General features: G+C 63.1%; 9 protein-coding genes. 5 read left to right on the forward strand and 4 right to left on the reverse strand.

Going from position 1 to position 13,066, the window contains the following annotated elements; genetic code table 11:
* Positions 1 to 4 precede the first annotated feature (4 nt).
* Complete coding sequence (locus tag CW354_RS20555) at positions 5 to 1,039, reverse strand: VPLPA-CTERM sorting domain-containing protein (RefSeq protein ID WP_108723970.1); 1,035 nt, start codon at positions 1,037 to 1,039, stop codon at positions 5 to 7.
* A gap of 253 nt (positions 1,040 to 1,292) precedes the next feature.
* Between CW354_RS20555 and mfd the strand changes: the two genes are divergently transcribed.
* Positions 1,293 to 4,787, forward strand: a complete 3,495-nt coding sequence (gene mfd, locus CW354_RS20560) for a transcription-repair coupling factor (RefSeq protein WP_104832386.1) — start codon at positions 1,293 to 1,295, stop codon at positions 4,785 to 4,787.
* A 210-nt stretch (positions 4,788 to 4,997) separates the two neighbouring features.
* Here the strand turns inward: mfd and CW354_RS20565 are convergent, their stop codons facing one another.
* The gene (locus CW354_RS20565) at positions 4,998 to 6,347 is read right to left on the reverse strand and encodes a diguanylate cyclase domain-containing protein (protein ID WP_104831992.1); all 1,350 of its coding nucleotides are present in this window, start codon (positions 6,345 to 6,347) and stop codon (positions 4,998 to 5,000) included.
* A 43-nt stretch (positions 6,348 to 6,390) separates the two neighbouring features.
* On the reverse strand, positions 6,391 to 8,142 hold the full coding sequence (locus CW354_RS20570) for a D-alanyl-D-alanine carboxypeptidase family protein (RefSeq protein ID WP_165793881.1): 1,752 nt from the start codon (positions 8,140 to 8,142) through the stop codon (positions 6,391 to 6,393).
* A gap of 207 nt (positions 8,143 to 8,349) precedes the next feature.
* On the opposite strand from CW354_RS20570, the gene CW354_RS23595 reads away from it, so the two are divergent.
* Positions 8,350 to 9,090 carry a histidine phosphatase family protein gene (locus CW354_RS23595; RefSeq protein ID WP_165793882.1) on the forward strand — a complete coding sequence of 247 codons (741 nt, stop codon included), beginning with the start codon at positions 8,350 to 8,352 and terminating at the stop codon, positions 9,088 to 9,090.
* A gap of 84 nt (positions 9,091 to 9,174) precedes the next feature.
* Positions 9,175 to 10,026, forward strand: a complete 852-nt coding sequence (locus CW354_RS20580) for a hypothetical protein (RefSeq protein ID WP_133162405.1) — start codon at positions 9,175 to 9,177, stop codon at positions 10,024 to 10,026.
* A gap of 30 nt (positions 10,027 to 10,056) precedes the next feature.
* On the opposite strand, the gene CW354_RS20585 is transcribed toward CW354_RS20580, so the two are convergent.
* Entirely contained in the window at positions 10,057 to 10,719 is a 663-nt protein-coding gene (locus tag CW354_RS20585; RefSeq protein ID WP_104831995.1) for a Fe2+-dependent dioxygenase, read from the reverse strand.
* A 79-nt stretch (positions 10,720 to 10,798) separates the two neighbouring features.
* On the opposite strand from CW354_RS20585, the gene CW354_RS20590 reads away from it, so the two are divergent.
* The gene (locus CW354_RS20590) at positions 10,799 to 11,614 is read left to right on the forward strand and encodes a 4-helix bundle domain-containing protein (RefSeq protein ID WP_104831996.1); all 816 of its coding nucleotides are present in this window, start codon (positions 10,799 to 10,801) and stop codon (positions 11,612 to 11,614) included.
* A 77-nt stretch (positions 11,615 to 11,691) separates the two neighbouring features.
* On the forward strand, positions 11,692 to 13,065 hold the full coding sequence (locus tag CW354_RS20595) for a Y-family DNA polymerase (RefSeq protein WP_104831997.1): 1,374 nt from the start codon (positions 11,692 to 11,694) through the stop codon (positions 13,063 to 13,065).
* Position 13,066 lies beyond the last annotated feature (1 nt).

Genomic DNA, 13,066 nt, shown 5'->3' on the forward strand with positions numbered 1-13,066 from the left:
CCGCTTACAGCACCGGGCGACCGCGCCGTTTTTTGGCGCCGGCGAACACGCCAAGTCCGCCAAGGAAGAGCAGCGCAGATGCGGGAAGCGGAACCTCTGAAACCGGCGGCTCCACATAGCTCGTCATCGTGTTCTCTGATTGGAAGAAACTGAGCCGCAGGCTCGAGCCGGGCGCCATCATCACCGAAAATAAGAACTGGCCGACAGCCGACAGCGACGCCTCGGTCGGCGCGCCGGTCCCCGTTGCGGAAACGCTGGCCCTATAGTGGACGCCGTCAAACAGCGCGTTGCTCGTAACCAGGTTTTGCGTGGCTGAAACGCCTGGATCTGAATCATCGATCATGTTCGATTGGAGGAGCGCCGCAGGATCGCTAAGAAACACGGTCCCGCTTGTGATGAAAGAGAGAGTGAAGACAGCTTCGGCGATCGACTGAGAGCCGAGCGCATCGGCCGACGCAGCCAGATCGTAGTCAAAGCCGGTGGAGATCGAGAAAGCATACGCCGTCATATCGCTTGTATTCGTCAGGACCAGATCCCGCCCCAACTCGAACGAGCTTGCAGCGCTGGCGTCGGTATCGACATCCGCGAAATCGAGTTCCGCAGTGCTTGTTAGCGTCCGGTCAAGCACCGCCGGTTTCTGATTGTCATCAGGCGTTATTGTCGATTCGATATAATAGAAACCGCGCGCCCGGTCGCCATCCGGCTGAACGGTTTCATCGAAAGCCGTCGCGATGAATGGGGTAGGCGGATCGGTGAAAGGATTTCCAACCTGGCTGAAGCTGTCCGCCGCGTTAACGGCGGATCCATCGTCCACAGCGCTATCGACGCCGCCGGTCAGCGCTGTCAGAACACTTAACGTAGGGGTGATGTCATCGGACACGATCCCCCCGTTGACCCGCAGATCCGTATTTATGGATACGCTCGCGCCGATATTCAGCGGCGTCGCCCGGGCTGGCGCCAAGCCGCCGAAAGCGAACACTGAGCCCGCCATTGCACAGGGCATGGCGAGAGACATGAAAATACGCAACATTCGGGACATCTGGCCCCCCTCCCATCAAGATACACTACGGTTTGAATGCTAATGGCCCGCGGCCCCCGGCGCATGGGAGGGGACCCGTAATTTTCGAGGATTGCTTACCTATTTTTCGCGGGCTGCCGGCGGCGCGTTCTTCATTGCAATCGCGCCCGCGCCCGCCTACATCACCTCCTCAACGCGGGCCGCCAAATCGGCGTCCCGCGCATTTTGCGTTGAGGAATTTTTGAAAATGGCGGCGGCGGACGGCGAAAAAACAATGGTTTCAGGCACAGCGGCGATCAGCGCCGAGACCGCCTGGAAAACCGAAGGCCGTCTCGATGTTTTCGGCGCGCCGGAAGGCGCCGACGCCATGGCCGTCGCCGAGGCTGCGCGCGCGACGAACGGGCTCGTCCTGCACATCGCCCGCGACGGAACCCGTGCTGCGGCGATGGTCCAGTCGCTGAAATTCTTCGCCCCCGACATTCCCGTCATCGAATATCCGGCCTGGGACTGCCTGCCTTACGATCGTGTGTCGCCGTCGCCGGCGGTGTCGTCAAACCGCATGGCCGCGCTCGCCGCGATCCAGCGGCGCGGAGAGGGCGCCTTTATCGTCGTCGCATCGGTGAACGCCGCCGTCCAGAAAACACCGCCCAAAGAGATCATCGAAAACGCCGCTTTGTCGCTGGCGCCGGGCGCCGTGATGGAGATGGACGCGCTTGTGAATTATCTGAGCGCCAACGGGTATGCGCGCTCCTCGACCGTGCGCGAGCCGGGCGAGTTTGCGGTGCGGGGCGGGCTCGTCGACATCTTTCCGCCGGGCGGGGAAGAGCCAGTACGCCTCGATTTTTTCGGGGACAGTCTTGAAAGCGTCAGAGCCTTCGATGCGGAGACCCAGCGCACGACGCATCAGCTTTCCGGCTTTTCCCTCGCCGCAGCCAGCGAAATCCTGCTGTCGGACGAGACCGTCTCCCATTTCCGCAAGGGCTATGTGGCGACATTCGGCCCGGCGGGCGACGATCCGCTTTACGAGGCGGTGAGCGCCGGGCGCTCTCACGCCGGCGCCGAACACTGGCTGCCGCTTTTCTATGAGCGCATGGACACGCTGTTCGACTTCATCGGCGGCGCACAGGTGTTCATCGACCATCTGGGCGAAGAGGCCGCCGAAGAACGCCTCAATTCCATTCGCGATCATTACGACGCGCGCGCCGAAGACGCCGAAGCGAGAAAGCCGCGCAATAACGATTTCGCCGCGCCCGCTTACCGTCCGCTCCCGCCAGACGCGCTTTACTTGAGCGAAGACGAATGGAAAGAGCGCATGTTCACCGTGCGCCTGCGGCCCTTGTCGCCGTTCTCGCCGCCGGAAAACATCCGCGCCTTTAATTTCGGCGCGAAAGTCGGCCGCGGTTTCGCCGCCGAACGCGCCGCGGAAAACATCAATGTCTTCGATGCGGTGAACGCCCACGCCAAAAATCTGATCGCCGCCAAGAAGAAAGTCGTCATCGCCTGCTGGTCCGAAGGCTCGGCGGACCGGATGAAAACCGTGCTCTCAGATCATGGCGCGAAGGAAATGCCGGTCGCGCAAGACTGGCGCAGCGTCAAAACCGCGTCCGCGCCCATGGTCGCGGCGGTCTTGGGCCTTGAAAGCGGGTTCGAAACCCCGGATGCGGCGTTCATTTCAGAACAGGACATTCTCGGCGACCGCCTCGTGCGGCGGGGCAAGAAGAAGCGTGCGGAGAATTTCCTTTCCGAAGCCTCGAGCCTTTCGGTTGGCGATCTCGTCGTCCATGTGGATCACGGCGTCGCGCGCTATCAGGGCCTCAAAACGTTGGAAGTGCAGGGCGCGCCGCACGATTGCCTGCATCTTGAATATCACGGCGGCGACAAGCTGTTCCTGCCGGTCGAGAATATCGACCTCTTGTCGCGCTTCGGTTCGGAAGATTCCGGCGTGCAGCTCGACAAGCTCGGCGGCGCCGCCTGGCAGGGCCGCAAGGCGAAGATGCGCGCGCGCATCAAGATGCTGGCCGAAGAGCTCATCTCCATCGCCGCCAAACGCGCCATGCGTCACGCCGATGCGGTCGAGCCGGCGACCGGGACCTATGACGAATTCTGCGCGCGCTTTCCCTATGCGGAGACGGAAGACCAGGAAAACGCCATCGCTGACGTCATCGAGGATTTGGCGAAGGGCCAGCCCATGGACCGCCTCATCTGCGGCGATGTGGGTTTCGGCAAGACGGAAGTGGCGCTGCGCGCCGCCTTCATCATGGCGATGACGGGCCGGCAGGTCGCGGTGATCACGCCGACGACGCTGCTCGCGCGCCAGCACTACAAGAACTTCACCGAACGCTTCAAAGGCTTTCCGTTAAAGCTCGCGCAGTTGTCGCGAATGGTCTCCGCCGCAGACGTCAAGGCGGCGAAGGAAGGGCTTGAGAGCGGCGATGTGGACATCATCATCGGCACGCACGCCCTCTTACAGAAGACCATCAAGTTCCGCGATCTCGGCCTCGTCATTGTCGACGAAGAACAGCATTTCGGCGTCAAGCATAAAGAACGCCTCAAGGAATTCCGCGCCGACACGCACGTTTTAACCCTCACCGCAACGCCAATCCCGCGCACGCTTCAGCTCGCCATGAGCGGCATTCGCGATCTCTCGCTGATCGCGACGCCGCCGGTGGACCGGCTTGCTGTGCGGACCACCGTCGGTCCCTTCGATCCGGTGGTGGCGCGAGAGACCTTGCTGCGCGAGCATTATCGCGGCGGGCAGAGCTTTTACGTCGCGCCACGCATTTCCGATCTCCAGGACATCGCGGAATTTCTGCGCGAGGATTTGCCGGAGCTGAAATTCAAGATCGCCCACGGCCAGATGGGGTCGGGCGAACTAGAAGACATCATGACCGCCTTTTACGAAGGCAAATTCGACGTGCTCGTTTCGACAACCATCATCGAATCCGGTCTCGACATTCCGACGGCGAACACCATCATCATCCACCGCGCCGACATGTTCGGCCTCGGCCAGCTTTACCAGATGCGCGGACGCGTCGGGCGCTCGAAGCAGCGCGCTTATGCGTATCTGACGACCAGCGCGCGCAAGAAACTCACCGACGCCGCCGAACGCCGCCTCAAAGTGATGCAATCCCTCGACACGCTGGGCGCCGGGTTCACGCTGGCGAGCCACGATCTCGACATTCGCGGCGCGGGGAACTTGCTTGGCGAGGAACAGTCCGGCCAGGTGAAGGAAGTGGGCGTCGAGCTTTACCAGCACATGCTGGAGGAAGCGGTCGCGGAATTGCGCGAGGGCGGCGATGCGGGCGACGATCAGTGGTCGCCGCAGATCAATATCGGCGCCGCGGTGCTGATCCCGGAAACTTACGTCACCGATCTCGATGTCCGCATGGCGCTCTACCGCCGCCTCGGCGATGTGACGTCCCAGGAAGAGATCGACGCCTTCGGCGCGGAGCTTGTGGACCGGTTCGGCAGGATGCCGAGCGAGGTCGAACAACTCCTCGAAACCGTCGCCATCAAGGCGACCTGCCGCAAGGCGGGCATCGCCAAAATCGACGCCGGGCCGAAAGGCGCGGTCATCTCCTTCCGCAACGAGGCTTTCGCCAATCCGGCGGGACTCGTCGCGTTCATCGGAAGCTCGCCGCTCGACGTGAAGCTGCGCCCGGACCAGAAACTCGTCTTCCGTCAGGACTGGGCCGACGAAAAGGCGCGGCTTCGCGGCGCGAAGAAGATCGCCGGGATCATTGCGGAGATCGCCGAGAAGGCGGCTTAGGGGCTTTCGAAATCCGGTTCATTTCTCAGATGTCATCCCGGAAGCCAATTCGGCCCAAATCTACGACTTTCCTGGCGAATTGAGCTGTCCGGGATCTATGATCCGAATACGGAGCAAGCGGCCCTGGATCCCGGCTCTGCACAGCCGCGCGGCTGCTTGGCCGGGATGACAATGGAGAGATAGGATAAATCTAACAGGCGTTAAAAAACGCTACCTGAACTCCAGCGACCCGGTCTTCGGCGCGACCGGCTTGTCCCGCAAAGCCGCAAGCGCCAGCGCCACGCTTTCCTCGATGCACAATCCTTCCGGGCGCGCGCAGACAGCCGTATCGATGGAGACGCCGTAAAGCTGCTTGTCGTCGCCGGAGCGAAAGACGGTGTTTTCAAGAACGCCCTGAATGCGCAGCGCCGCTTTTTCGGCATTGGCCTCGGTCGTCGCCGGCGCCAGCACCAGAAACGTATCGACCCCGACACGCGCGGCAATATCTTCGGCGCGGGTGACGCGATTGATGAGGCGCGCGGCCTGGTGCAAGGCGCGCCGACCAGGCTCGGCTTCGCCCTCTTTCGTCTCCATATGGAGCTTCAGCGCGATCATCGCCATCTTTCGGCCGCTCTGGTCGGCCCGGGCGGCGAGACGCGCGCCATGTTCGGTGAGGAAGGTCGCCGTGAAGGCGCCGGAGCCCGGATCGCGCACGCCGTCGCCTTCGCAGGCCTTCAGGAAACGGCGCATGGATTTCAACAGGCGCGAACGCCGCGCCGTGATCTGGACTTTCGGCCCGAGATCCGCCGCCAGATGATCGGTCAGCATGAAATCCGCGGCGCCGCGTTTTGCATAATCGGCTGCGAGGTCGGGATCGTTCAAAGGGAAGATCACCGGCATGCTCGCATGTTTGGGATGACGGCGTAAGGAACGCACGAGGCTCATCAGCGGGTCGTTGTCGCGCTTAGCGAGAAAGACGGCGACGTCGAAGCGCGCAGTTTCGACGGCGCGCAGGGCCTGCCCCGCGGAAAAAACGCAGATGCATTGTTCGGTGATCGGCGTCAGCGCGTTCACGGCGGCGAGCGCTGCCGGTCCGGCTTCGCCGGCGATGAGAACGCGCAACGGCGCCGCCGGCGCCGCAATCGGCGGGAATTCATTGAGACGGTTCAGCCCTGCAAGCGATTTCAGTCTTTCGCCCGCTTCCTCGGCGACATTGCGCAGGCGCAGGACCTGGCGGCAGCGCTCGATAAGGCCTTGGGGCCGCGTCAGCATGACGACAAGTTCGCCATGGCGGCGCAGGGCCTTGCGCGCGGTTTCGTCCATGTATGGGTCGATGATGATGAGGATCGACGATTCCGGCGATGATTTGCGCAACACGCCGGCGATCGACTGCGCCTTGCGGCTCGACAGGCGTCGCCCGCGCAGGTCGATGAGGCCGATATCGCAGCGCGCGGCGTCTTCATGGGAGACAAGCGCAAAGCCGGCCTCGGCGAAGCTCATGGTTAACGCCGCGCGGGCCTCGTCAGGCCCGCCCACATAAACGATCCTTGCTTTCGGCGCGCGGCCGATCTTGTCCTGCATGAAGTCACCCGGCAGGCGGCCTCGGACGGCCGCACGTCTATTGTCAGCGCGGCGTCGCCGCTGCCGGCAGTTTATTCAAGATGCGGGCCGCTCTGGCGTCCTCGTCTTGCGGTTGCGCGGCGTCTGCATCGCTCGCCGCAACTTTCACGTCGGGTTTGCCGGAAAGACAGATGTCCTTCTCGCCAATAGCGGGAAAAATCCCGTTCGCGGCCCGCTCCTGATAGCAGGGCAGGGCGGCGAGAAATTCCTGCGGCTTCTGGTGCGGACCGGCTTCGCGATAGAGCTGCGCGGTCGACACCCCGACATAACGCCAGTGCCAGGGTTCATAGCTGTCGCCGGCGGGAAGGTAATCATTGTCCGGCGGATAGGAAAGGATGAAGCCGAAGCGATAGGCGTTTTCCTCAAAGCACTGATAGGACCGGTCCGACGGCCGCATGAAACGCCCGTCCACATTGATGTCGGCGGCGAGGCCCGTCTGATGCTCCGACATGCCCGGCGGCGTCACCGTGCCTTTGTCGCCGATATTGGCGTAGAGCACTTTTTGCGTCCCATAGGAGCGATAGCCTGAGCGCAGGGAAATCCGCTCGCCCGCCTCCGAGCGGCACAGCGAGATCAGTTGGGCGAGACGCGCGGGCAGGTTCGCCTCGCGCGGGTCGAGCCCTTGATCGCCGGCGAGGCGCAGTTTCATTTCGTCGATATTAGGCGACTTCGCCGTCGGCACCGAATATTCGGCAGCGGAAACGAGATCGCCCGGCGCATACGCCGCCTCGAGCACGAACTGTTTCGAGACCGGCCGGTTGATGTCTTCGCGGCGGTCGCGTTCGCGGTTGACGGCGTAACGCTGAGCGCCGAACGCATCGCGGAAGAGGTTGCGCATATGTTCCTGCAGCGCCTGCGCTTCGGTGATGCGGCCCTGTTTTTCATAGATGCGGGTGAGGAGCTTGATGTAGAGGCTGAGATCCGGGCTGTTCGCGCCTTTCAGCTGCTCCTGCGCGTGAAACGCGTCGAGATAAAGCTTTTCGGCGTCGTCGAGCCGGCCCATCTGCGCATAGACGGGCCCGAGCACGAGCGTTAATTGAACCGTATCGGGATGATCGCCGCCCAGAAGTCTTTGACGAATGGCGTAGGCGGAGGACAAAAGCCCCGCCGCCGCATAGGCGCCGTCTTCACGCATAGAGTAAAAAACGCCGAGCGAGGCCATGTCGCCCGCCGCCGCCAGATGCGCCTCGCGCGCGCCGCGCGCGGGCTCATAGGGGCGCGCATGGTTGAGCGCGCCGGTGAAGAGCGCTCCCGCCTGGCCGACCCGTTCGGCGTAAAAGGCGCTCATGGCGTTCGGGTCTTCGCCGCCGCCGCGCGCCGCATCGTCGCCGGCGAGTTCAAGGAAGGAGGCGTAGATCGCCACCGCCGATTCAATGTCGCCGGAGAGGATCGAAGCGCGGGCGAGCTTGTCTTCGTAATCGGCGCGTTCGCGTTTGGTGAGCGTGCGGGAGGCGTTGGTGGCGAGCGCGTCGCGCAGGAGACCGGCGACGCGGGCGTGGTTCTTGCGGGCCATCTGGGCGTTCGCAACCCGCAGCATCAAAGGCGAAAGGCTTTCGTCGCTCTCGCCTTCGCGGCGCAAGAGCGTCAGCGCCCGTTCGCCATGACCGGCGGCGCGCGCGTCTGCGCCGACCTCGGTCAACTGGTTGAATCGGAAGAGCGCCGCGCCGGCGTCAAGCCGCACGGCGAGATTGAAATAGAGCAAAAACGAGATCGCCAGGAAAAGAAACACCCCGGCCAGATATGTTGGCGAACGCAACGCCATCGCCCCAGAACACCCCTCGACAACGTTTCGGCCCTCTCGAGCCCCACGCCCCAGAAAGCGAACCTTATCACCCGTTTTGGCCGGATGCGAGCGGGTGAGCGGGATTTTTTAGTCAGGCGCCAACTGGCGGGCTCGCTGGCGCCGGCCGCCTGTTTCGGCTATGCCGCCCGCATCGGGCAAAGCAGCGAAGGGCGGTTCTGCATGAAAGGCGCGGGCAGGCGGCGCATCTATCTGATGCGGCACGGACATGTGGATTATTTTGCGCCGGATTTGACCGATCCGCGGCAAGTCTCGCTGACCGACGAAGGCCGCGCCCAGGCCGAAGCCGCTCGCGACGCCCTCAAACACGCCGAATTCGACATCGCCGTTTATTCCGGCCTGCCGCGCACGAAAGAGACCGCTGAAATCGTGCTTTCCGGCAATGACGCGCCCCCGGCGCTCGTCGCCCATGAGGGGCTCGAGGAAATCAAGAGCGGCTGGATCAAGGCGACGACCCGGGAAGAGCTGGCGGCGAGGCTCGCCTACAGTTTCGACGACGCGCATCGGCCCGGCGCGTCTTTCCTGCCCGACGGCGAGACCTTCGAAGACGCCCAAACCCGCATAACAGCAGCCCTCCGGGAGCTGATCCTGGAACAGGAGTGGCGCTCGGCGCTGATCGTCGCCCATGAAGGCGTCAACCGGATTGCGCTCGGATGGGCCTGCGGCGGCGGCCTGTCCACCATTGCAGCCTTTGAACAGGACCTCGCCTGCATCAATCTTCTCGATGTGGACGTGACGCCGGCCGAAAACCGCGCGGGGCTGCAGATCGAGCGGATCGCCGTCAAAGCCCTGAACGTGACGGCCTATGACTTTGTCAAAAAAGGACTTTCCCGCTCCAGCCTCGAACATCTGTTCGACGTGGATTTCGGCGGCTTGCGGCCCCGACAGGCTCCGCAAGCCTGAAAAGGTCGAAGAAACCGCCTTAAACCTTTCGCATTTTTGTGGTTAAATCGGACTTCCGAGGGGTTTTGGTGAGGGAGTTTTTCAATGCCGTATGGTGTGAAGCAGGGCGTCAAAACGCCTGGCGACTATAATTTGGTGGATATGGCGGGGCTGGCGCTGGCGGGGTCGGCCGGCATCATTTCCGCGCTTGTGACCGACTATCAGCAGTCGGGCGAGGCGTCCGCGCTTTTTACAATCAACCAGTGGGTCGTGCAGCTCGGCAATATTCTCGGCTTCGGCCAGGTGCCTCTCTGGATGGTGGTGGTCGGTCTGACGCTGCTCGGCGCCGGTTCGATTTTCTATTTCCAGCCGATCACGCGGCAGGGCGCCTTTGCGCAAGGTTTCGGTCTGCTCGCCGTGATGATGACGGCGGTCCCTTCCAATCTTTCCGGTGGTCTCGAAGCCATCAACGACACGCTGCCCGGGCTTGAACCATCGCCATCTCAACAGGAAGCTTCTCTTGGGCAGGCGCGCATCTATCAGGCGAGCTACAGGCCCGCGCAATATGTTCAGGTTCAGGACAGCCGGGGAGCGAAATACGATGTCTATCTCACCATCAATTTTCCGGAAGGCCTGCCGGACGAAGTAGACACCATGGTCCGCAAAGGATCGTTGCGCGGCCGCCTTCTTAATGAAGATACCGGCGAGACCTTCAACCTGTTCCGCAGCGCCGGCGGGTTGATGCGCCAGCAGGGGAATTCACTTGTCATCCGAGCCGGCGTTCCGGCGCGGTCGAACGAAGGGAAATTGTGGGTGCGCGTCGAAGCGCAGGGCTACGCCATTGAAGTGACGTCCTATGACGCAACTCTGGGCCAGAAGGTGGACTGGAACATCGACATGACGCCGTCCAATACGCCGCTCTTCATGCAGCGTCTCAACAAGAGCTACTGGTTCTAGACCCCGACCGCTTCCTGATCTCCGCCATTCCTAATCTCCGAATGTGCGCAGGAGATTGTTCCGCAGATTGAGGAGGCGGTTATAAACGCCCAGCGGCGCGCCGACTGTTTTAAGGTCGGCGAGCGCCGTCTCCAGTTCGAAGACAAGCGCGCGCTGTTCAGACGAACGGATGCGGCTTTTCACCCAGCCGATGCAGGCGATCCGCGCCCCGGAGGTCACTTCTTCGACTCTGTGCAATGAGGATGACGGGTAGAGGACGACGCTGCCGGCGGCGCCGCGGATCGCGTCTTCATGGCCCGCATTGTCGACGACAAGCGCGCCGCCCTCATACTCGTCCGGCTCCGTCAGGAAGACCGTAAAGGAAAGATCGGTGCGCGTTCCGTCGATGTAAGGCGCGTCCACATGATCGCCGTAAGCCATGCCTTCGCCATAGCGGTTCAAGGCAAGGCGCGCGAACGAGGCGGGCTGGGCCGCCGCTTTGAAAACCGGATGCGCGGCGAGGGCGGCTTCGATTTTCGACAGAACACCTTTCGCCGCCGGGGAGGCGGCGTCGGCCTGCTGGTTGTCCTTCACCGCCCGGGCCCCGCCCATGGCGGTCGCCTTGCCGTCGCGCCAGAGCGCCGGGGCATCAAGGGCGTCCAGGATCGCGCGGCAGTCGTCTTTGGTCAGAACCTTGTCGATATGGAGAAGCATTGGGGCCCTAGTTATTAAGAATGATTTGCATCTACCCAGCGAACCACTATCATGCTGGCAAGATAAGCGGAGGAGCAAGATGACGCGGCGCGTGAAACTGATGACCGGCCTTTCCACCCTGGCGGCGGCGAGCGCATTGGCGCTGACCGGCTGCGGCGGCGAGGGCGAGGCCGGGGAAGGCGCAGATAACGACGCCGATCTCTCCGCCGTCGCGGCGGGCGAGGGCGAATCCGGCGCCAGCGAGGGAGAGGGCGAAGGCGAAGGCGCGGCCGCAACCGATCCCGCCTCGAGCGATGTCGCCTATATGCATGTCCTGGGGCTGGTGCGCGGCCATCTGATCGCCTTTACGGAGCTCTATCGGGGCGGCGTCACGGACATGGCCATGACCCATGTGAAGCATCCCAAAAGCGAGCTCTACGCCTCGCTGCTTCCGGCTTTCGAAGCGCGCGGTCTCGACGGCTTCGCCGAAGAGCTGAGCGCGCTCGCAGCGGCGGCCGAGGCGGGCGGGGATGTCGAGGGGCCGTATCGCGAGGTTGTCGCCGCCATAACGGCGAACACGCCGAAGGCCAGCGTTGCGAAACAGTTGCTCGCGGTGTCCGAGATCGTGCGCACCGCCGCGGACGAATTCGACATCGGCGTCGAAGACGACGGGACCGTGGTCAACGCCCATGAATATCAGGACGCCTACGGCTTTTTGATCGCGTCGCGAGAGATTCTTTCCGGAATCGACACGCAGGACGTTAACGAAAGCGACGCCATTGCGCTCGCCCATGAGCAGATCGAACTGGCGCTCGCGCCCTATAACAGCCTCACCGACGCCTCGACCGAGGGCAAAGCGTCGGCGCTTTACGGCGCGGCGGCGCGCATCGAAATCGCAGCGCACGGCCTCCAATAAGCGCCGGCCTCAGGCTTGGGTCGTGGCTCAGGCGGAAGTGATGGACAGGCGGGAATAAATGTTCTATTTTTGTTCTCATGTTTGCCGCCCCCGACCAGGACAGGAAACCGAGCCCCGATGACGCCGTCACCCCTAGCGCGGACCGCCCGCTCGCTTATCTGTTTCTCGATTTCAACGCCTATTTCGCCAGCGTCGAGCAGCATGACCATCCCGAGCTGCGGGGCCGGCCGGTGATCGTCACGCCGCTCGCTTCGGAACATACAGGCGCCATCGCGGCGAGTTACGAGGCGCGGGGCTACGGGATCAGGCGCGGCACCCCGGTGCGCGATGCGCGCCGGATGTGCCCGGGGATCGCCGTCATGCCGGCGCGCCACGACCGCTATGTCGCCGTGCACAAGCTTTTGATGAAAGAGATCGAGCGGCATCTTCCGCTCGATAAAATCTATTCCATCGACGAGGCGGCGTTTCGCCTGTCGCGTTCGGAGCGCGACCCGGCCCGCGCCGTCGAAACCGCAAGGCGCGTCAAACAGGGAATTGCGGAAAATGTCGGCCCGGCCCTGCGCGCCTCTGTCGGGCTGGCGCCGAGCCGGCTTCTCGCCAAGCTCGCCGCAGAGAGGGTGAAGCCCGACGGGCTCACGGTGCTCGAGGCGCGCGATCTTCCGCACAAACTCGCCGATATGACGCTTACGGACATTCCCGGCGTCGGCGCGGGCGTCATGAACCGTCTCGAAAAAGCCGGAATCGATAATTTCCTGAAGCTCTGGAACCTGCAGCCGAAACAGGCGCGGGCGATCTGGGGCTCGGTGATGGGCGAGCGTTTCTGGTACGGGCTGCACGGGTTCGAAACCGTCGAAGAGCCCACGAAGAAATCCATGATCGGCCACAGCCGGGTGTTGACGCGCGAGCATGAAACGCCGGACAAGGCGCGCATCGTCGCCCGGGCGCTGTTGCTGAAAGCCGCATCGCGCCTGCGCCATTACGGCCTGTTTGCGAGCTCCTTGAGCCTTTCGGCGCGGCTGCGGCCCGAAGGCGGCTGGGAAACGGCGCGGCGTTTCTCTCATTCCCAGGACAGTTTCCTGTTCCTGAAAACCCTCGACGACATGTGGGAAACGTTTCTGACGCGCCAGCGGCGCGAGGGACCCGCGCCGCGCATCGGCGGGGTCACCGTTTATCTGCACGGACTTTCCAAACCCGGCGAGACCGCTATCGACCAGCTCGACCTTTTCGCCGAGCCGGCCCAGGCCGAAACCGACAGCCGCCGGGCCGGGCTGTGGAAGGCGATCGACGACATCAACGCCGATCTCGACGCCAAATTCCGCCGCCTCGGCGCGCCTTCCGGGGAGGCGAAGCGTCATATCTCGCTTGCCAGCCAGTCGGGGCTTGCGCTCAATTATCTCGGCGCAAAGATCGCTTTTTCCCGCGTGCCGGAAGAAGCGGAGTTCATGTATTAAA

It is taken from the genome of Hyphococcus luteus, from assembly GCF_002943565.1.
Taxonomy (GTDB): domain Bacteria; phylum Pseudomonadota; class Alphaproteobacteria; order Caulobacterales; family Parvularculaceae; genus Hyphococcus; species Hyphococcus luteus.